19 protein-coding genes are annotated in these 20,347 nt (G+C 68.6%); 8 read left to right on the top strand and 11 right to left on the bottom strand.

Features of this window, described 5'->3' with window-relative positions; translation table 11 throughout:
* Positions 1-94: 94 nt before the first annotated feature.
* Together D9V41_RS00980 and D9V41_RS00975 are read left to right on the top strand one after the other, a co-directional pair.
* The gene (locus D9V41_RS00980; protein WP_121792666.1) at positions 95-859 is read left to right on the top strand and encodes an ABC transporter ATP-binding protein; all 765 of its coding nucleotides are present in this window, start codon (positions 95-97) and stop codon (positions 857-859) included.
* A gap of 1 nt (position 860) precedes the next feature.
* Positions 861-3,413, top strand: a complete 2,553-nt coding sequence (locus D9V41_RS00975; protein ID WP_121792665.1) for an ABC transporter permease — start codon at positions 861-863, stop codon at positions 3,411-3,413.
* Positions 3,414-3,479: 66 nt separating this feature from the next.
* On the opposite strand, the gene D9V41_RS00970 is transcribed toward D9V41_RS00975, so the two are convergent.
* From D9V41_RS00970 to D9V41_RS00920, 11 genes are all read right to left on the bottom strand, one after another.
* Positions 3,480-5,126, bottom strand: coding sequence for an AMP-binding protein (locus D9V41_RS00970; protein WP_121792664.1), 1,647 nt, complete (start codon positions 5,124-5,126; stop codon positions 3,480-3,482).
* Entirely contained in the window at positions 5,123-6,313 is a 1,191-nt protein-coding gene (locus tag D9V41_RS00965) for an acetyl-CoA acetyltransferase (RefSeq protein WP_121792663.1), read from the bottom strand. The genes D9V41_RS00970 and D9V41_RS00965 overlap by 4 nt, the downstream gene beginning before the upstream one ends.
* Complete coding sequence (locus D9V41_RS00960) at positions 6,306-7,760, bottom strand: OB-fold domain-containing protein (RefSeq protein ID WP_121793006.1); 1,455 nt, start codon at positions 7,758-7,760, stop codon at positions 6,306-6,308. Before D9V41_RS00960 ends, D9V41_RS00965 begins: the two co-directional genes overlap by 8 nt.
* A 17-nt stretch (positions 7,761-7,777) precedes the next feature.
* The gene (locus tag D9V41_RS00955; protein ID WP_166375849.1) at positions 7,778-8,734 is read right to left on the bottom strand and encodes an SDR family NAD(P)-dependent oxidoreductase; all 957 of its coding nucleotides are present in this window, start codon (positions 8,732-8,734) and stop codon (positions 7,778-7,780) included.
* An 87-nt stretch (positions 8,735-8,821) separates the two neighbouring features.
* Positions 8,822-10,183, bottom strand: a complete 1,362-nt coding sequence (locus tag D9V41_RS00950; RefSeq protein WP_166375848.1) for an ABC transporter substrate-binding protein — start codon at positions 10,181-10,183, stop codon at positions 8,822-8,824.
* Positions 10,184-10,365: 182 nt separating this feature from the next.
* Positions 10,366-11,142 (bottom strand): enoyl-CoA hydratase/isomerase family protein, encoded by a 777-nt coding sequence (locus D9V41_RS00945; RefSeq protein WP_121792660.1) that lies wholly within the window; start codon positions 11,140-11,142, stop codon positions 10,366-10,368.
* Positions 11,139-12,011 carry an ATP-binding cassette domain-containing protein gene (locus tag D9V41_RS00940; RefSeq protein ID WP_121792659.1) on the bottom strand — a complete coding sequence of 291 codons (873 nt, stop codon included), beginning with the start codon at positions 12,009-12,011 and terminating at the stop codon, positions 11,139-11,141. The genes D9V41_RS00945 and D9V41_RS00940 overlap by 4 nt, the downstream gene beginning before the upstream one ends.
* A complete protein-coding gene (locus D9V41_RS00935) occupies positions 12,004-12,984 on the bottom strand; it encodes an ABC transporter ATP-binding protein (protein WP_121792658.1) in 981 nt (326 codons plus the stop codon). The genes D9V41_RS00940 and D9V41_RS00935 overlap by 8 nt, the downstream gene beginning before the upstream one ends.
* On the bottom strand, positions 12,981-13,847 hold the full coding sequence (locus D9V41_RS00930; protein ID WP_121792657.1) for an ABC transporter permease: 867 nt from the start codon (positions 13,845-13,847) through the stop codon (positions 12,981-12,983). Before D9V41_RS00930 ends, D9V41_RS00935 begins: the two co-directional genes overlap by 4 nt.
* Positions 13,844-14,884, bottom strand: a complete 1,041-nt coding sequence (locus D9V41_RS00925; RefSeq protein WP_121793005.1) for an ABC transporter permease — start codon at positions 14,882-14,884, stop codon at positions 13,844-13,846. Before D9V41_RS00925 ends, D9V41_RS00930 begins: the two co-directional genes overlap by 4 nt.
* Before the next feature lie 102 nt (positions 14,885-14,986).
* Positions 14,987-15,898, bottom strand: coding sequence for a LysR family transcriptional regulator (locus D9V41_RS00920; RefSeq protein WP_121792656.1), 912 nt, complete (start codon positions 15,896-15,898; stop codon positions 14,987-14,989).
* 248 nt (positions 15,899-16,146) lie between these two features.
* Here D9V41_RS00920 and rpsF point away from each other — a divergent pair, with 248 nt between their 5' ends.
* The 6 genes from rpsF to D9V41_RS00890 all read left to right on the top strand — a co-directional run bounded on the left by rpsF (position 16,147) and on the right by D9V41_RS00890 (position 20,284).
* Positions 16,147-16,437, top strand: coding sequence for a 30S ribosomal protein S6 (gene rpsF, locus D9V41_RS00915; protein WP_208006703.1), 291 nt, complete (start codon positions 16,147-16,149; stop codon positions 16,435-16,437).
* Positions 16,438-16,534: 97 nt separating this feature from the next.
* Positions 16,535-17,068 carry a single-stranded DNA-binding protein gene (locus D9V41_RS00910; RefSeq protein WP_121792654.1) on the top strand — a complete coding sequence of 178 codons (534 nt, stop codon included), beginning with the start codon at positions 16,535-16,537 and terminating at the stop codon, positions 17,066-17,068.
* 36 nt (positions 17,069-17,104) lie between these two features.
* Positions 17,105-17,341: a 30S ribosomal protein S18 gene (gene rpsR, locus D9V41_RS00905; protein WP_067861076.1), complete on the top strand. Its 237-nt coding sequence runs from the start codon at positions 17,105-17,107 to the stop codon at positions 17,339-17,341.
* A gap of 16 nt (positions 17,342-17,357) precedes the next feature.
* Complete coding sequence (gene rplI / locus D9V41_RS00900) at positions 17,358-17,804, top strand: 50S ribosomal protein L9 (protein ID WP_121792653.1); 447 nt, start codon at positions 17,358-17,360, stop codon at positions 17,802-17,804.
* Positions 17,805-17,861: 57 nt separating this feature from the next.
* Positions 17,862-19,499 (top strand): ABC transporter substrate-binding protein, encoded by a 1,638-nt coding sequence (locus tag D9V41_RS00895; RefSeq protein WP_121792652.1) that lies wholly within the window; start codon positions 17,862-17,864, stop codon positions 19,497-19,499.
* Positions 19,499-20,284: a siderophore-interacting protein gene (locus D9V41_RS00890; RefSeq protein ID WP_121792651.1), complete on the top strand. Its 786-nt coding sequence runs from the start codon at positions 19,499-19,501 to the stop codon at positions 20,282-20,284. Before D9V41_RS00895 ends, D9V41_RS00890 begins: the two co-directional genes overlap by 1 nt.
* Positions 20,285-20,347: the final 63 nt, after the last annotated feature.

Below are 20,347 nucleotides of genomic sequence, written 5' to 3'. Positions count from 1 at the left end.
ACTTGACCACCTCGGGCACCCCTGAGGCGGGTCAGGGGGTGGTCAGGGGTTCTCCTGAGTGACGGATGTCCCCGCCGATTCCTACGCTGAGAACATGACTGATGCCACCGTGGCCGCGCGTGCCCGTGACCTCGTGAAGACCTACGGCAAGGACGACGCCGAGGTCCATGCTCTTGATGGAGTCTCCCTCGACGTGATCGCCGGAGAATTCACCGCCGTGATGGGCCCGTCCGGCTCGGGCAAGTCCACGCTCATGCACTGCATGGCGGCGCTCGACGCGCCCAGCGCCGGGTCCGTGATCATCGGAGACACCGAGCTCGCGCAGCTCAAGGACAAGGAGCTCACCCGCCTGCGCCGCGACCGCGTCGGATTCGTGTTCCAGGCCTTCAACCTCGTACCGACCCTGACCGCGGAGGAGAACATCCTCCTGCCGCTCTCGATCGCCGGCCGCAAGCCGGACCCCGACTGGTACCAGCAGGTCATCGGCGCCGTCGGCCTCGCCGACCGGCTCAAGCACCGCCCGAACGAGATGTCCGGCGGACAGCAGCAGCGCGTCGCCTGCGCCCGTGCGCTCGTGGGCCGCCCGTCGATCGTGTTCGCCGACGAGCCCACCGGCAACCTCGACAGCACGTCCGGCGCCGAGGTGCTGTCGTTCCTGCGCCGCAGCGTTGACGAGTTCGGCCAGACGATCGTCATGGTCACCCACGATCCGGTCGCCGCGTCCTACACCGATCGCGTCGTGTTCCTCGCCGACGGCAAGGTCGTCGACGAGCTGCGTCGCCCCACGGCCGAGACCGTCTTGGAGCACATGACCGCGCTGCAGCAGCGTGCCATGAGCACGGCCGCGCAGGAGCACTGACATGCTCAAGGTCACGCTGCGCAACCTCGCAGCGCGCAAGCTGCGCTTGGTGCTGAGCGCCTTCGCGATCGTCCTCGGTGTCGCCTTCGTCGCCGGGTCGCTCGTGTTCACCGACACGATGGCCAAGAGCTTCGACAACATCGTGTACGGCACCGTCTCGGACGCCACGGTGCGGTTCGAGTCCGACGGCCAGGCCGGGCTGGAGGGGGAGTCGATCAACCTCGACGCGCGCTCCATCCCCGCCCCGCTCGTGGACGAGATCGCGAACGTCGACGGGGTGGAACGAGCCGACGGCAACGTCGAGGGCCAGGGCCTGTTCGTCGTCAAGGCCGACGGCACCCTGCTCGGCGGCACCGGTGCCCCGACTCTGGCCTTCAACTGGAACGACGCCCCCAACTCCGCGGGCGAGCAGATCGCGACGATCAGCGAAGGCAAGGTGCCCGAGGGGCCGCGCGAGGTGGTCATCGATGAGCGTTCGGCGGAGAACGCCGGCTACGAGATCGGCGACACCGTCGAGATGCTCACCGCCGGCCCGGAACCGCAGCTGGAGGCCGAGCTCGTCGGCATCGTCGAGTTCGCCGGCGGCGGACTGGCCGGCGCCACGCTCGTCATGTTCGACACGCCCCGGGCGCAGGAGCTCTTCCTCGGCGGCCAGGACGCCTACAACACGATCTCGGTCGCCGGCGAGCCCGGAGTCACCGAGCAACAACTCGTCGACCGGATCTCGCCCTTGCTGCCCGCCGGCACCGAGGCCGTCACCGGCGAGAAGCTGGCCGACGAGAGCAAGGCGCTCATCAACACCGTGCTGGGCTTCCTCAACACCTTCCTGCTGGTGTTCGCCGCGATCGCACTCGTCGTCGGCACGTTCCTCATCGTCAACACGTTCTCGATCCTCGTCGCGCAGCGCAGTCGGGAACTCGCCCTGTTGCGGGCGATGGGCGCGTCGCGCCCTCAGGTCACGCGTTCGGTGCTGACCGAGGCGTTCGCGGTCGGCCTACTCGGTTCCACCCTCGGCCTCGCGCTCGGGTTCGGGCTCGCGGCGGTGCTCAAGGCGATCTTCGGGCAGTTCGGACTCGACCTCAGCGGCACGGCGCTGGTGTTCGCGCCGCGGACGGTGATCGTGTCGTACGTCGTCGGCATCGTCGTCACGATGCTTGCCGCCTGGTTCCCGGCTCGGCGGGCGGCGAAGGTGCCGCCAGTCGCCGCGATGCGCGACGACGTCGCCCTTCCCGAGGGCACCATCCGCAAGCGGCTGATCGCCGGCGTGGTCCTCGCCTTGGGCGGTGCCGCGTTGATGGCGACAGGTCTGTTCGCCGATGTGCCGCGGGGCCCGGTATGGCTGGGCGTGGGCATCTTCCTGGTGCTGATGGCCGTCGCGATGACCAGCCCAGTCACCGCGCTGCCGGTACTCGCCGCGGCAGGAGTGATCAACAGGCGCCTGTTCGGCACGGTCGGCCAGTTGGCGACCGAGAACGCCCGGCGCAACCCGCGGCGCACGGCGGCGACGGCATCGGCGCTGATGATCGGCCTCGCACTGGTCACGACGATGTCGGTGCTCGGCTCGTCGATCAACCGGTCGATCGACGCCGGGGTGGACGAACAGTTCACCACCGACTTCCTCGTCTCCAACGCCATCGGTCAGCCCTTCTCGACCACGGTGGCCGAGGACGTGGCGCAGGTGCCCGGCGTCGCGGAGGTCTCGGCCGAGCAGAACGTGGTCTTCGGGGTGGGCGATCGTGACGTCTTCGCCTCGGCGGTGAATCCCGAGACGTTGGCGCGCATCTTCGACCTGCGCTACGAGTCGGGCCGGGCACCGGAGTCCACGTCGGAGATCGCCTTCAACGAGTCGATCGCCGAGCAGCTCGAGGTCAGCACGGGCGACCGGATCGAGCTGGAGTTCCCCGGCGCCACTCTGCCGGTCACGGTGAGCGGGATCTACGCCGACACGTATGTCGTCGGCCCGGCCACGGTACTGGTGCAGATCGTGGACGAGGCTGGTCTGCAGCGCGCCGACTCCTACCTGGCAGTCAATGCCGAGCCGGGTCGGGATCTCGACACTGTGGGCGAGGCCATCGAGGATGTGGTCGCCGACGTGCCGACGGTGACGGTCCAGAACAAGGCCGACTTCGCCGAGGCGCAGCGGGCGCAAGTCAATCAGCTGCTCTACCTCATCTACGCCCTGCTCGGGCTCGCGATCGTCATCGCGGTGCTCGGCATCGTCAACACGCTGTCGCTGAGCGTGATCGAGCGGACTCGTGAAGTCGGGCTGCTGCGTGCCGTCGGACTCTCGCGCCGTCAGCTGCGGCGGATGGTCCGGCTGGAGTCGATCGCCATCGCGATCCTCGGCGCCCTGTTGGGCATCGGGGCGGGCCTGCTGTTCGGGGTGTCGCTGCGCAGCGCGTTCAGCGAGGAGGGGATCACCCACCTGGCGGTCCCGTGGGTCCAGTTGGTGGTGTTCGTGGTGATCGCCGCGATCGTGGGCATCCTCGCCGCCGTCGCCCCGGCGTGGCGCGCCTCCCGGCTCAACGTCCTGAGGGCCATCGCCACGGAGTGACCCGCGCCCCTGCCCCCGAATCCTGTGACACTCGCCCCGCTGGTGCTACGGACACGGTCCGGAGTGTCACGGGGTTCGGGAAGGGCTTTCGGCAAGCTGTCGGGCCCAGACGTAGTCGGGCTTACCCGCCGGGGATCGTCGAAGCTGATCGACCCGGATGAACGCCTTCGGCAGCTTGTAGCGCGCCAGGCGCTGGGCCAGATCGTGGCGGAGGTCCTCGTCGGACGTGGGGCTGGCCTCCTGGATGACGGCGACAACTTCATTGCCCCAGCGCTCGTGCGGTCGTCCGACGACGACGGCGTCGGCGAGGAGCGGATGGGAGCGGAGTACCTCTTCGACCTCTTCGGCGTAGATCTTCTCGCCGCCGGAGTTGATGGTGATGGAGTCTCGGCCGAGGAGTTGGATGGTGCCACCGGGCAGCCACCTGGCGCGGTCTCCGGGAATGGCCACGCGTTCGCCGGAGCAGCGACGGAATGTCTCTTCCGTCTTGACTCGGTCACCCAGGTAGCCCAACGGCAAGGCCCCCCGCGCGGCGAGCCAGCCCACCTCCGTCTCCTGGGGAGAGAGGATTCGCGATCGATCTGCGCTGACGATGATGGCGCGTTCGCGCGGGTGAAAGCTGACGGTCTCCTCCGCGCGGGTGGCGTCGAAGGGAGCTGTCAGGAGGCCCCCGGTCTCCGACGACCCGGCGCTGTCGACGAGCTGGGCTCCCGGGATCGCGCGTTGGATACGACGCTTTGTGACTGCTGTGGTCGGCCCTCCGCTGAAGACGATCGTCCGGACGCTGGGAAGCTCGAGTCCGCGTGCCTCGATCTCGTCGATGAACGGACGTGCGAACGCCTCGCCTACGAGATTGACCGTCGTCAGCCGTTCCCGCGCGATCGACTCACAGATGCCCCGAGCGCGTTCGGCGCCGCTCAGGGTCGGTATCGCGATGAACCCGCCGTTCAGGAGTGCTCCCATGAGGATCCACCACCCGGCTCCGTGCATGAAGGGAGCCGCTCCGAGCACACGCCGGCCCGGGACGCCCGCGGCCCACGCGCCGATCTCAGCGGCCGAGTCCATCGTGCGCGTCTCCTCGTCGCGCAGCACGCCTTTCCACAGGTCGCCCTGGCGCCACAGCACGCCCTTGGGGTAACCGGTGGTTCCTCCGGTATAGAGGACGCACAGGTCGTCCGGCGAGGCGGCAGGCAGTGGTCGGTGTGGCGTGCGCACCGCCGTCTCGTAAGCGACCGCCGCGGTCGATCGGTTCGCGGCCTCGCCCACCACGATGGTGAGGGGCCTGGCGAAGGTCGTCTCCTGGAGCGCCTGCTCGAGGGTACTGACGTACTTCGCCTGGACGACCACGACGCGAGGCCGGGCGTCCTCCAAGACGTGGGCGAGCTCGGCCGCCGTGTACCGGAAGTTGATGGTCAGCGGTGCCATACGTGCGGCGAATGCGGCGAACGTCGTCTCGGCGAATGCCACGCAGTTCTCCATCAGGATCGCCAGGTGGTCCTGGCCCGATTCGTAGGGGTGCAGCGAACTCCGCTCGGCGCTGACACCGAACCCCGCTCCGACAAGGAACGAGGCCAGTCCTTGAACCCGGTCGTGCAGGGTCGCGAAGGTGACGCGCGTTTGATCGCACGCTATGCACTCGCGCTCGGGTACGGCCGTGGCGACCGCCGTCAGAATGTCCGCGAGCGCCAGTTCGCGGGTAGAGGTCGTGGTCATGTCTGGTTCTCCGACAGTTGCGTTCCGACGATGGCGACGAAGCTCACGCAGTCGCCCGGGGGACCTCCGAGATTCTGCGTCAGCCCCATCGTCCTCCCCTGCAGATCGATCTGCCGTTCCGGCGGCGCCTGTGAACGCAGCTGGAGCCAGCACTCGTAGAGCATCCTTAGCCCGGAAGCACCGATCGGATGCCCGAAGCTCTTCAGGCCGCCGTCCGGATTGACTGGGAGTGCGCCGTCGCGATCGAAGTCACCGGCCAGTACGTCTCGCCAGCCTTCTCCGCGGCGACTGAAACCGAGGTCTTCCATCAGGACGAGCTCGGTGGGGGTGAAGCAATCGTGTACCTCGGCGAGAGCGAGGTCGCGTCGCGGCTCGCCGACGCCGGCGGCGTCGTACGCCTGCTGGGCTGAGCGCACCACCTCAGGGATCGACGAGAATTCTGTGTGATCGCGGACCAGCCCCTCTCCGTTGCCGACCACGAAGGAGAGGGCCTTGACGTAGAGGGGATCTCGCACGTACCGAGCCGCATCTTCGGCCCGGACCACGATGGCCGCGGCTGCGCCGTCCGCGACGCCTGAGCAGTCGTGGATACGGAGCAGGTCGGTGACGCGCGGACTGTGCTCGATCGCTTCCGGACTCGGGACGGTCTGGTATTGGGCCCGGGGGTTAGCAGCGCCGTTCGCGTAGTTTTTCCAGGCCAGTCGCGTCAGCACCTGGCGTAACGACGCGAGGTCGAGTCCGTAGCGCTGCGCATAAGCGGGGGCCAGCATGCCGAAGGCCGCGGGAGCGGTCATGGAGATGCCGGTGGCGTCATTGGGCGGGTTTGACCGTGTCAACCCGGAGTAGCCGCTGTCCTTGAGTTTCTCCACACCGATTGCCATGGCGATGTCGACCTCACCCGAGGCCACCGCGAGACAGGCGTTGCGGAAGGCGTCGGAGCCGGTAGCGCAGACGTTCTCGACGCGGGTCACGGGTTTGTCAGCGAGGCGCAGCGCCTGTGACAGCAGCTTGCCGGTGTCGCCCGATCCCTTCGTCCCGAGCCAGTAGGCGTCGACGTCTTGCGGGCTGAGTCCGACGGCTGCGAAGGTCTCAGTGGCGGCGTCGACCAGCAGGTCCGCCGCGCTCTTGTCCCAATGGTCCCCGAAGGGTGTGCAGGCCATCGAGATGATGGCGACACGGTCACGCATGCGTACCCTCTTCCCACGACTCCTTGGCCGCCCCGACGGGACGTGCCTTCCAGAAGTAGTTCTGAACCCCCTCGGGCGAGACGGACATCCGCCGGAAGGACATGCGGACCCGATCACCGATCCTGACCGCTGCGGGGTCGGCGTCGGTGAGTTCGCACAGCAACCGTCCCCCTCCCTCGAAGTCGACGACGACGGGCATGCTCGGCGGGTTCTGCGAGGCGTTGAGATAGTCGAGCTGAAACGTCACGACGACTCCTTCGCGGTCGCGCACGCTGTGGCTGGTCATCCGGTCCACGGCACTGCAGCGCACGCAGACGCGGCCGGGAGGGAGGTGCACGGTGCCGCAGTCCTCACAGCGGCTTCCGGTGAGCGCGAACTTCCACTCCCGGTTCCTTGCAGCGGGTGACGGTGCCGGTGCGTCCGGGTCCGGGCGGCGGGCTGCGTCGAGCTGCAGCTCTCCACGCCACACCAGGAACCGTTCGTAACTCACCTCCAGAGCAGGGGGCGACTCGGGGCGGTCGCGCCTCCGCCAGCGATCCAGATCCGGGGTCGCCTCCAGGATCATCGTGTCAGCGCCGTCGGCCAACGACACGATGAGGAGCCGCTCACCGGCCTCGGCGCCGTCGAGGCCACGTCCCACGAGGTGGGCTGGCTGAGCGCATCCGGGCGTGCCGAGTTCGTGTTCCCGGTCGTCGATGGCGCGTGCGCCTGCCTCACAGAGACGGCGGGTCACGGCGGAGCGCGCGCGCTGGTGCAGCCCGGCCACGCCGATCCAGGCGATGTCGCCCAGACTCAGGCCGGCCGCCCCGAGCGCGATGTCGATGGCCTCCATCGCCGCGTCCACGTACAGCTGCTCGCTGGCCCGTTCGTCCCAGGACCGCCCGTGACGTGCCTGGGGTGCCCGCCATCGATCGAGCACCTCCAGCGAAGACGACCCGGTGGCCAGCACGCGGGCGAGGATCTCCTCCCCGCCGAATTCGACGGCAGCGGCGACATCGCCCCCCGCCCACTCGTCACGCGACCCTGGAGCGCCGCTCCTGACGTCGGCGGCGACCGCGAGAGCCCGCCGTCCGGCGACGGCTTCGGACCAGGCGGCCCGCAGCGCGGCCATGCCGGAGCGGGTGGCCCCGCTGCAGTCCAGGGCGGCGGTGCTTGACGGGAGGCCGAGCGCCGCGTGGACCGTGGTCGCACTCGACTTCTCCAGGTACACCGGCGTGGCCGTGGCGAAGTACAGGACCTCCGGCGGCGCCGAGTGTCGCACACAGCGCCGCGCCGCCTCGACCGCCATCGAGGTGGGGTCCTCGTCGTGGCCCGCGACTGCTCGCGTACCGCGGGCGCCGGCCGTACCCCAGGCTCGCCTGGCGCTGGCGTGCGTGAGACGCCATACCGGTACGTAGCGGCTGTAACCCGTCACGCCGGCGTTCGCGAGAGTCCGATGGTCAGCCATCGCGGGATCCTCCTGGCTCATCGGTTCGGTCCTGCGCCGGAGGCCCGTCCCTCGTGGGCTAGCGACACCGGGGTCTCACGGTGGGAGCGAACGCCGTCGTGCCACGGGATCTCCGAGTGCGGCATGGCATCGAGGTCTTTGACGAGGTCATCGAGTTCGTCGACGGTCCAGCTCGTGTCGCTGTGGAATTCCTCCGCGAGATGCCAGCTGCGGTACACGCCGAGTCGTCCGCCCGTCACCCGGAAGACGTGGCCCGAGAATCGGCAGGTGGGCCGGGCAAGGAGTTGGACGAGCGGGCTCACGTTGGCCGGATCGAATCGGTCGAATCCCTCAGGACCCTCGGCCCCTTGCGACAGGGCCGGCACCGCCGTCGTCATCCCGGTACGGGCTACGGGTGCGATGCAGTTTGCCCGGACACCGTGGCGATGCAGCTCCTTGGCGGCTACCTGGGTGAGTGCGACGATGCCGGCTTTGGCCGCCGCATAGTTGGCTTGGCCGGGGTTGGCGTGCAGCGCCGACCCCGACGTCGTGTTGATCATCGAGCGGTCACGCCTCCGACCCTCCTTCGACGCGGCGCGCCAGTATGCCGACGCATGGCGGCTCACGTTGAACGTGCCCTTGAGGTGAACGCCGACGACGTCGTCGAACTCCTGCTCCGTCATCGTTGCGAGCATCGAATCACGCAGGAAGCCGGCGTTGTTGACCACCACGTGCAGGTCCCCGTGAGCGTCGACGGCGTGGTTGACCAGCTGCTCGGCGATGGACCAGTCACTGACGTCTCCCGTGAAGACGCTGGCCTGGCCACCGGCCTCGACGATTTCGGCGCGCAGCACCTCCGCCGCCGAGGTGCTGCCGCCGTGCAGCTCGTTGATGACGACCTGCGCCCCGTCGCGGGCCAGTGCCCGGGAGTAGGCGCGGCCCAGCCCCCCGGCCCCGCCGGTGATCACCACTACTCGTCCGTCGAGGACTCCCATGGACGTCCGTTCCTTTCGTTGGTTGGATCGCATGCGGTGCGCCAGGCCCGTCGTGCTCGCGGGCCCGGGGCGCGCCGGCCGCATCGCTCAGTCGTCGGTTTTCTCGACATCACGGAAGGAGTACGGTCCGACGACGGGGATGGTCAGCCCTTCGACTCCAGGCCGGAAGGCGAAGACGGTGTCGGGGATGCAGACGCCGACGGCAGTCGAGCCGGCGGCGTTGACCGCGCGGTGGATCGCCTGCACGGGCTCGCTGCGGTCCTGCGGGGCCGCGGTGCTGCGCGCTTGGTCGATGAGTGAGGGCAGCTCCGGGGTGAGCGGCACCCCGTCGACCGTGAAGTAGGTCTGGGCGAAGGTCGTCGGATCCGGGTCCGCCGCCTGGAGCAGGAACACCGCCGCGTCGTAGTCACCCGAACGTGTCCGCTCGATCACCTCGGCGGAGTCCTTGACCTCGATGGAGGCGGCGATGCCGGCTTCGGCGAGCTGCGCCTGGATGACCTCCGCCTGCTGTTGATAATCGGTGATGCTCGGTGTGAGCAGCGTGAACGACAACTCCTCGCCGGCGATCAGGTCGGCGGCGGCCTCCGGATCGTGGCGGGGCGCCTCGACGTCGTCGTCGTGTGCCCAGTAGTTCTCCGGGAACAGCTGCGTCGTCACCGAGCAGCCGCCGTCGTAGATGGAGTGGCTGATCGCTTCGCGATCGATGGCCATCGAGACGGCCTGGCGGGTCGCGGCGGCGCCGAACGCTGGGCTGTTGGGGTTGAACAGCAGTCCGTAGGCGGAGACGCGAGGCTTCGTCTCGACCTCCAGTCCGGCAGCCTCTGCTTCGTTGCGCTGACCGGGGCGAATGAACGTCGCGTCGACCTGACCGGAACGGACGGCGCTGAGCCGGGCCGTGTCGTCGCTCATGACGTGGATCTCGAGACCGTCGACCTCCACGGTGCCGGCGTCCCAGTAGTCGTCCCACTGCTCGTAGGTGACCTTGCTGCTGCCGACCGAGGTCATACGGAAGGGCCCCGCCCCGACCGGGCTCTCGTCGAGAGACCCGTCCTCGATGGCCGCCGGACTCGCGATCATCCCGGCGTAGCCGGTGAGCAACTGGAAGATGTCACCGCCGGGTCGGTTCATCTCGATGCGGACGCGCGTGGCGTCGACGGCGCTCACCGCGTCGATGAGCGACAGCGACCCCGCCAACAGGGAGCCCTCGCCCCGGGCGCGTTCGAGGTTGGCGACCACGGCGTCGGCGTCGAGAGGCGTGCCATCTTGGAACTCCACGTCGTCACGTAGCACCAACTCGGCCGTGCGGGCATCCTCACTGAGGGACCACTCCTCGGCGATTCCGGGAAGGAAATCGCCGTCCGCGTCGAGACGGATCAACGTCTCGTAGGCGGCTGCCAGGAAGACGGCGGGTACTTGCGATGAGTTCTTGATGGGGTCGGCGGAGGTCATCGGCGCGCTCGTCGCCCACCGAAGCACCGAGGCCTGTGAGGAGCCGCTCTCGCCTTGGCACGCGGCCAGTGCCAGGAGGGACCCGCAGACCCCCGCAACGAGCAACTTTCGGGATGTGATGGACATGCTGCACCTTTCGGGAGCCCGGAAGCCGGGCGTGGGACAAGGAATGAGGGAAGATGTCAGTGGTGGCCGAACGCCGGTCGTCGCCGCGCGTTGAAGGCGGCGATGGCTTCTTGGTGATCGGCGGTGAGGGCGTGGCGGTCTTGCTCACGCCGCTCGTGGGCGACCGCCTCTGCGAACGACATGGCGACTCGGCTCCGCATGGTGCGGCGGATCGACTGCACTGCTATCGGCGCCTGGGCGGCGATGCCTGAAGCCAGGTCCCGGGCCGCCTCGGTCAGGCAGTTCTCGTCCACCATCCGGTCGACGAGCCCCATCGTCACTGCCTCTGAGCCCCGCACCTCGCGCCCGGTCAGCAGGAGGTCGAGCGCTCGTTGCTCGCCGACGACCCAGGGCAACGTGACGGACAGCCCGAAGCCGTGATGGAGGCCGAGGCTGCCGAACGGCGCGATGAACCGGCTCCCGGGGGTGCCGACCCGCAGGTCGCCGGTCAGCGCGAGGCCGAGGCCACCACCGATCGCGGCTCCCTGGACTGCGACGACGACCGGGAGCGGCTGCTTGAGGATCCGCCCGGCGTGCTCATAGAGATGCCGGCCGGTTTCGTCGAACAGGCATGCAGCGCCACTGCCGTCGGAGAAGTCGGCGCCGGCGCAGAAGTGCCGGCCCTGGCTCCGCAGCATGACGGCCCGCGCTCCTCGCCTTGCCAGGTCCTCGAGCGTGTCCGCGAGGGCTCCGATCAGGCTGGAGCTGAAGTAGTTGCGCGGCCCGCTCGAGAACTCCACCGTCGCCACGTGGTCCACGGTGTCCAGGAGGGTCTGCACATCGAAGTCGGTCACGGCGCCTCCGTCGGGGACGGGCCTGCCGCTCGCATGGTGAGCTTCTCGCGTGCCACTCGGGGGTGCGGAGGAAGGACGGCGGACAGCAGGGCCTGGGTGTACGGGTGAGTAGGGGTTTCGGTGATGTGCGCGGCACTGCCGACTTCCACGAGCCGGCCGTGGTGCATCACCGCGACGTCGTGCGCCACATGGCGGATGGAGGCGAAGTCGTGGGAGATGAGGACGAGTGTCATGTCCTCGGTGTCTTGCAGCTCGACGAGAAGGTTGAGGATCTCCGATCGGGTGCTGAGATCCAGTGCCGACGTCGGTTCGTCGGCCACCACCAGCCGTGGGCCCAACGCCAGCGCGCGGGCGATCGCGACACGCTGCCGCTGACCGCCGGACAGCTGGGTCGGGAAGCGGTCGATGATGGCCCGAGGGAGCCCGACCCGCTCGGCGAGCTCGATCGCCCGAGCACGCCGTTGCGAGGAGCTCCTTGCCTCGCGGTGGACATGAAGTGGTTCGGCGATGGCGTGACCGACAGTCTTCGTGGGGTCCAGTGAAGAGTACGGATCCTGGAAGACGGTTTGAACCTGCCGGCGGAACTCTCGCAGTTCTCGGCCGCGGATCGTCGACACGTCGCGACCGTCGAAGATGATCGAGCCCGAGTCAGGCGTCTCGAGGCGGCTGATCAGCCGCCCTAGCGTCGACTTCCCAGAGCCGGACTCCCCGACGATGCCGAGCGTGCGGCCCTGGCGCACCGACAGACTGAGATCGGCGACGGCGAGAATCGAGGACCGGCCGCCCCGAGCTGTTCCGACATGATGCGCGTAACGCTTCGTCACCGCGCAGATGTCCACGAGCACCGGATCGGCCTTCGGTTCACGCATGAGTGTTCACCGCCCCGCTCTTCTCGTGGAGGATGCAGCGCACCTCGTGGGTGGTCTCGAGTGCCTGAACCGGCACGAGCCCCCGCGCGCAGGCAGCTTCCGCATGGGGACAGCGGGTCTGAAATCTGCATCCGACGGGAAAGTCTCCGGCCGACGGCACGCGACCCCCGATGACACGCAGCCTCGACCTCGGCTCCGCATCCGCCGGCACGCTGGCGAGGAGGCCTTGCGTGTACGGATGAGCGGGATTCTCGAAGATCTCCTCGGTCCGCCCCTGTTCGACGACATGACCGGCGTACATCACGGCCACGCGCGCGGCGGCCGCTGCGACGACGCCCAGATCGTGGGTCACGAGCAGCATTCCCATGCCGACCTCGATCTTCAGACGATCGAGAAGGATGAGGATCTCCGCTTGCACCGTGACGTCGAGTGCGGTCGTTGGCTCGTCCGCGATGAGCAGCTTCGGCTCGCAGGCGATGGCGGCGGCGATCATCGCGCGTTGCTGCATCCCCCCGCTGAACTGGTGAGGGAACTGCCGGGCGCGCTTCTGGGGCTCGGTCACCCCGACGAGCTCGAGAAGCTCGACGGCATGTCGTCGAGCGACTCTCCGCGACTCGTTCAAGTGGACGCGACGGGATTCGGCGATCTGGTCACCCACCTTCATCGTCGGGTCGAGGCTGGTCATCGGGTTCTGAAAGACCGCCCCGATCTCACGGCCCCGCAGTCGCGCCGCGAGTTCACGTGTCAGGGGAGTGCCCTGGAACACGATCCGACCCGAGGCGGCGCGGACTTGCGGCGGCAGGAGGCCGAGTACCGCTTGCGCCGTCACGGTCTTCCCGCACCCTGACTCGCCGATGAGCGCTACCGTCTCGCCGCTCGCGACATCGAAGCTGACGTCCTCGACGAGTGCGGGCTGGAGTCCTTGGAGTTCGAGCGTGAGGCCCTCCACGCTCACCACGACGTCGCGGCTCATCGCTCTCCTCCTCGACTCGCCAGGGCGTCGCGTATGCCGTCGCCGACCGTGTTGAACGCCAAGATGGTGAGGGTCAGCGCCACCCCTGGTGCCACCACGGCGTACGGCGCCTGGAACTGGTGCTGTGATGCCGAGCGGAGCATGGATCCCCAGCTGGCCTCGGGAAGCTGGACGCCGAGCCCGAGGAAACTGAGGCTCGACTCGGCCAGCAGCGCGAACCCGAGCATCAGTGTCACCTGGACGAGCAACGGCGCCATCACATTGGGCAGGCAGTGCCCCCACAGGATGCGCGATCGAGACGCGCCGATGGAGTGGGCCGAGGCGATGTAGGTCTCGTTGGCAACCGCGAGGGTCGCACCGCGCACCACCCGGAAGAGCCGGGGCGCGAAGACGATGCCGATCGCGACCATGGCTTTGAGCAACCCGGGACCGAGCACGGCGATCACGGCGATGGCGGCGATGATCGGCGGCAGGCTCAGCAGCACTTCGGCCCCGCGAGCAAGGAAGCGGGCGAACCAGCCACGGCTGTAACCGCTCCACAACCCGGCGGGGACGCCGAGCCCAACCGCTACAGCGACGGCGATGAGCGGCCCGACGACCGCGATCTGGCAGGCGTGCGCGAGCCGGCTCAACACGTCGCGTCCGAACTCGTCCGTGCCAAGAGGATGATCGAGACTGAGGCCGGCGAAGGCGTTGCCGAGGTTCTGGGCGAGGGGATCGTGAGGGCTGATCCAGGGGGCTGTCGCCGCCACGACGATCAGAGCCGTGAGGTACGCGACCGCCAGGCCCGACGTGGGCGTGCTGAGCAGGGAACGCAGCAGCGTCCGCGCGCCGGCCGTCGCCGAGGATGTCTGCTCTCTCATGACGCCCTCGTTTTCGGATCGATCCACCGGTAACACGCGTCGACACACAGGTTGATCAACACGATGAGAACGGCACACAGCACCACGTAGCCCTGGATGACCGGTAGATCCCGCCGCAACACGGCTTCGACCGCGAGCATCCCGAGTCCGGGGATGGCGAACACGGTCTCGATCACCACGACGCCGCCGAGAAGCCGCGCGGCCTGCAATCCGAAGACCGTGACGACGGGGATCGCGGCATTGCGGGCGACGTGACGACGGAACAGATTCCCGCCGCTGGCGCCCCGTGCACGGGCCGCCACGACATAGGGCTGACGCATCACGTCGACCACACCGCCACGGGTCTGCCGGGTGGTCTCGGCCATCGTGTCGAGGCCGAGGGCGATCGCCGGCAGGGCGAGGAACGACAGCCAGGTGCCCAAGCCGCTGCTCAACGGGGCGTAGCCCGTCGCGGGGAAGATCGACCACGACAGCGCGAAGACGGACACGAGCACGAGCCCGACCCAGTAGTTCGGGGTCGCGATGCTCAAGGAGCTGACCACTGAGATCGCGCGGTCGGTGAGGGTGTCGCGCCTCATGCCAGCGAGTGACCCGAGAGCGACGCCGACCACGCCGGCGAGGATCAGCGCGAGCGCGGTGATCGAGAAGGTCGCGGGAGCGGCCTCCAGCAGCAGGGCGGTCACGGGCCGGCCCGTCGTCCACGATGTGCCGAGGTCGCCTTGCAGGGCTCCGGCGGCCCAGTCACCGAACTGCACGAAGACGGACCGATCCAGCCCCAGCTGGTCGCGGACCCGTTCGACGTCTGCCGCCGAGGCGCTCTCCCCGGCGATCGCGTCGGCCGCGTCGCCTGAGGCGAGTTGCATGAGGCCGAACGTGACGACACTGACTGCGAGGACGGTGCCAGCGGCGCCCACTACGCCCCGTCCGATATGGGCGGCGTGACGCACCGTACGCAACCCGGGCTTCGCGGTTGCAGGTTTCACGGCGTCAGGCGCGTCGGTCTGCGCACCGCGCTCTTCGCCGAGAACCTTGGACATGAAGAGCATGCTGCCAGTGGCGCGACGTCCGCGGGACCACGAATGTGACTATCGCCATATAGGCTGCACTTATGGCCTGGTGGCCTGAAGGCGGGCACCTCCTTATCGGTCCGACGGGATGCTTCCGAGCTCTTCTGCCTGGCAGACCTGGCGGCAAACCGCCACGAAGTGCTCGGCGGCGGGTGACAACCGCCGTTTGGAGTGGATGAGGAAGAACGGGCGGTCTATGGGCGGCGAAATCTCGCGGACCACTGCTCCTCGCTGGGCGAGGACATCGGCCTCCGGCGCGATCATCAGAGCCGGCCCGACACCGGCCAGGACGAAGTCCTCGACGGTGTGACGGTGTGACGTTTCGACGACTTGGCGAAGGAACAACTCGCGGTCGGCGAGGGCGCGCCCGAGGATTCGGCGGGTGTACGCCCCCTTTGGCAATCCGGTGACGACGGTGAGGGCCGAAAGCTCCTGTCGGGTGAGAGGCTCGTCGTTCGGGGGGGCGTCATTGGGCGGGAACGCAACCTTGATCCGATGGTGTCCGAGAGGGACGGTCACGACGGAGGCGTCTTCGGGCGTGGTGGTGAACCCGATCTCGGACTTCGCGCGGACGACGTCCTCCCAAACCCCGCCCACGCTGGTCTGATCGTTTACCCGAACCGTCACGTCTTGGTGGCGGCGGATGAATTCACTAATGACGGCAATGCCCGGATGACGAGCCAGAATCGAGGGCATCGTGATGTTGAGCCGAGCTCTCTCTGAGGAGCCGGTCGAGCCGGTGCGGGCGACGGCATCAAAGTTGTCCATGATGGCGCGCGCAGGTTCGACCAGTCGGGAACCGATCTCGGTGAGAGCCGCCCCGGTGCTGGTGCGCTTGAAGACTTTGGCGCCGAGTTGGCGTTCGAGCGAGGCGACCGCTTGTGAGATTGACGGCTGACTGACCCTCATCTCGTCCGCCGCCCGTGACATCGACCCGGCGTCGACGATGGCCAAGAACACCTCGATGTGGCGTCGTTCGATCACATTCGTCCTCTTCCCAGATTCTCCACGTCAGACTGGCTCATGGTCAGCCTCCCCCGCATTCTGGGCTACTCGCGCACATTCGCTTCGCGGAAGCGGGGCGAAGTGTCGCCATCCGCGGGCGGGATTGCGGGGATTGGCGGGGGATTCGGGTCATCGGCTAGACTCAGGGGGTTGCCCACCGAGGGCGACGACTCTCCTGTTGCGGAAGGCCCGCAACCGCTTAGACCGAAGGAGACCCCGCAGTGGCACTGCGCAAGTACGAAGTCATGGTCATCCTTGACGCCGAACTGGATGAGCGCACCGTCGCTCCCAGCCTCGACACCTACCTCAACGTGGTCCGCCAGGACGGTGGATCCGTGGACAATGTCGATATCTGGGGCCGTCGCCGTCTCGCCTACGAGATCAACAAGAAGTCCGAGGGCATCTACGCCGTCGTCGACCTCACCGCCGAGCCGGCCACGGTCAAGGAGCTCGACCGTCAGCTCTCGCTGAACGAGTCGGTCGTCCGCATCAAGGTCACGCGTCCCGACGCCAAGTGACCGGCTGAGCCGCCCGTGTGGATGATCGGGTACCGATCGTCATCACCGTGCGGTTCACTGGAGTCAGACACCACTTCCTGCGAAAGGCTTGTGCCCCATGGCTGGCGAAACCGTCATCACCGTCATCGGCAACCTCACCGACGACCCCGAACTCAAGTTCACCCCGTCGGGAGCTGCCGTCGCCAACTTCACCGTGGCCTCGACACCTCGCGTCTTCGACCGTCAGAGCAACGAGTGGAAGGACGGCGACGCGCTGTTCATCCGCTGCGCCGCTTGGCGTCAGCTCGGTGAGAACGTCGCGGGGTCGCTGCAGAAGGGCCAGCGGGTGATCGTCACCGGCGCGTTGCGGATCCGCAACTTCGAGCGCCAGGACGGCTCACGCGGTACGAGCGTCGAGATCAACGTCGACGAGGTCGGCCCGTCGCTGCGCTACGCCACGGCGCAGGTCCAGCGCACGCAGCGCTCGGACAACGCCGGCGGCGGCTTCAGCGGAGGCGGCGGCCAGGGTGGTTTCGGCGGCGCGCCCCAGCAGGGCGGCGGCCAGGCCAACCCGTGGGCCACGCAGCCCGGCCAGCAGGGTGGAGCTGACGCGTGGGGCGGTGGCCAAGCCACCGACGAGCCCCCCTTCTAATCCCTCACTCTCAGATCAGTTCATTTCAGGAGCATCATGGCTAAGCCAGTTGTCCGGAAGCCGAAGAAGAAGAGCAACCCGCTCGCGGCCGCCGGCGTCACCACCATCGATTACAAGGACACCGCGCTGCTGCGCAAGTTCATCTCGGACCGCGGCAAGATCCGCGCGCGCCGCGTCACCGGTGTCTCCGTCCAGGAGCAGCGTCAGATCGCCAAGGCCATCAAGAACGCCCGCGAGATGGCTCTCCTGCCCTACACGTCCAGCGGTCGCTGAGCGAAGGAGTAGCGAGATGAAGCTCATTCTCACGCACGAGGTCAGCAACCTCGGGGCCCCCGGCGACATCGTCGAGGTCAAGGGCGGGTACGCCCGCAACTTCCTGCTGCCGCGCAACTACGCCATCGTCTGGACCAAGGGCGCTGCCAAGCAGGTCGAGTCGATCAAGGCCGCCCGCGAGGCGCGCGCCGTGCATGACCTCGAGACCGCGCGTGGCATCAAGTCCACGCTCGAGGCCAAGCCGATCACCGTCCAGGTCAACGCCGGTGAGGGCGGTCGGCTCTTCGGCGCCGTCACGGTGTCCGACATCGCCGCGGCCATGGACGCCGCCGGCGCACCGGTCGACAAGCGTCGTATCGATGTCGGCAATCCGATCAAGTCGCTCGGCACGCATCAGGTCACGGTCCGCGTTCACCCCGAGGTGTCCGCGACCGTCACGCTGAACGTCGTCGCCGCCAAGTGACATGTGACGCCGCCGTGACCTCCCGCTGAGGTCACGGCGGCGTCGTCATTTCCGCTCATGGTCAAGCGTTCGCTCCCCCTCCTTCTCGCCGCGGTCCTCCTCGCGGCCGGTTGCAGCACGCCGAGCCCCGAGCCGGTCCCGCGCCCGGACGGCGTCCAGTTCTCCGATCTACGCGGCGCTGACGCGGCCGACCTCCGCGACGGTGGCACGCTCACGCTCGCCGCGGCCGGGTGGCCCACCTCGTTCAATCCCTGGACCACGACCGGCGCCGCGACCGACACGGCAGCGGACCTCCTCGCGCCCACCCTCGGGTCAGCGGTCCGCCCCACCGACGATGGCGGCTGGACGACCGACCCGGACTACGCCGAGTCGGTCGAGGTCGTCTCGGAGGACCCGCTCACCGTCGAGGTGCGGCTCAATCCCGACGCAGTGTGGCAGGACGGCACCCCGATCGGCGCCACCGATCTCGCCGCGTTCGTCGGTGCGGTTCGCGACCCGCAGGCCGCGGCCACCGCGCACCCGGCCTACGACCTCGTCCAGGAAGTTCGCCCGGGCGCCGATGCCTCGAGCTACCAGGTGGTCTTCTCTCGCCCCACCGCGGACTGGCCCGCCGCCGTGTATCCGCCGGTGCCGCAGTCGGTGAGCGGCGATCCGCAGCGGTTCGCCGAGGGCTTCGCCGAGTCGGCCGTTCCCGCCAATGGTCCGTTCATGGTCGAGCGGATCGACCGCGCGACCGGCACGATCGAACTCGCGCGCAATCCGCGCTGGTGGGGGCGAACGCCGCTGCTCGAGAAGATCGTCTGGCGTGTTGCGGAGCCGAACGTGCTCGCGGAGGCCTACGCCGCCGACGAGGTCGACGGGGTCCTGCCCGACGGGGCGGTCGGCGTCGACGTCGACGACGCAGACCGGCGCTACGCCGTCGACAGCTCGTGGGCTCAGCTCACCCTCAACGGCGGTCGCGGTCCGCTCAGCGACGCGGCGGTGCGGCAAGCGGTTGCAAGCGCGGTCGACCGCGAGGAGATCGCTGAAACGATGGCCGAGGCGTCACAGGGGGCGACCGAAGCCATGGATTCGGTCGTACTGCTCCCCGGCCAGCGCGGCGACGAGTCCGCCGCGCCCGAGCGCGATACGGCCCGGGCCGGCGAGTTGCTCGAGGGCGCCGGATGGACCGAGGGCGACGACGGTGTCCGCGTGCGCGACGGCCAGCGTCTCGAGTTGCGCTTCCCCGTACCTGCCGGCGCGGACGCTGCCGCCCGCCGCGCGGAGCTCGTCGCCGACCAGCTGTCCGAGGTCGGCATCGCGGTGCGGGTCGAGGAGGTGCCGGCCGAGGACTTCCAGGAGTCCGTGGTCGTCGCCCTCGCCTTCGACATCGTCGGATTCACCTGGGAAGGTTCGGCCTTTCCGCTCGAAGCGGCCACCGCACGGTTGACGCCGGCCGACTCCAACCGCAACTTCACCGGGATCGCCACCGAACCCGTGACGCGGGCGTTCGAGGCTGCGCGCGCGGAACTGAACGACGATCGCTTCCTCGAGGTCGTGAGCGCGGCCGACGCTGCTGCCGCGGAGCAGGCCTCGATCATCCCGCTGGCTCCGGTGCCCGAGGTGATGATCGTGGACCCTGCGGTCCGGAACTTCGGTCCCAGTACATTCGCTCCCGTGGACTGGACGATCGTGGGCTTCGAGGCGGAGGACTGATGGCACGTACGCGGCGCCAAGCCGTGGGATGGTCCACGGTGCTGCGGGCATTGCGGGTCGTTCGAGTCAGCGACGTGAGCCCTGCCATGCGGCGGGTGACATTGACCGGCGAGCAACTCGCCGGCTTCGAGGTCGAGGGTGGACGTCTGCCCGAGTTCCGCAGCGACGGTTTCGACGACCACGTCAAGCTGCTCGTGCCGATCGAGGGCAGTGAGCGTCCGCCCTTGCCGATCCAGGGGCCGGACCGGCTCGAGTGGGGCGCGGCGGGCGGTCGTCCGATCGCCAAGGACTACACACCGCGTCGGTACGACCCCACCACGCTCGAGCTGGACCTTGACTTCGTCCGGCACGGTGACGGTTTCGCCGCCGAGTGGGCCGAGCGCGTCACGCCCGGCGACCCCGCGTGGATCGTCGGCCCCACCCGCTCGCTGCTCCTTCCCCAGGGTCAGGACTGGATGCTCGTCGCCGGTGATGAGACGGCGTTGCCGGCGATCGGTCGGCTTCTCGAGGAGTGGCCCGAGGGGTGGCGCGGCCAGGTGGTCGTCGAGCTCACCGACGCGGCGCACACGCAGGATCTGGCGCAGCCGCCCGGTGTCGAGATCCAGTGGGCCGTCGGGCCGGAGGCGTGGATCGAGGCGGTCCGCAAGCTCGACTGGTGGCCCGGTGAGGCGTTCTGCTGGGTGGCCGGCGAGACTCGCACGATCCGTCAGGTCCGTGACTTCCTCAAGAACGAGCGCGACGTTGCACGCGATTGCCTCGACGTCACCGGCTATTGGCGCCGCTGACGCGCCGCTCGGCCGCCCCCGCGCCCTTCACGATCGCTGACGTTCCTCGTTCCGCCACTCGCG

This window comes from Aeromicrobium phragmitis (assembly GCF_003674095.1).
In the GTDB taxonomy this organism is placed as follows: domain Bacteria; phylum Actinomycetota; class Actinomycetes; order Propionibacteriales; family Nocardioidaceae; genus Aeromicrobium; species Aeromicrobium phragmitis.
The sequence above is the reverse complement of the archived record's forward strand: the minus strand, read 5'-3'. Positions and strand labels throughout refer to the sequence as shown.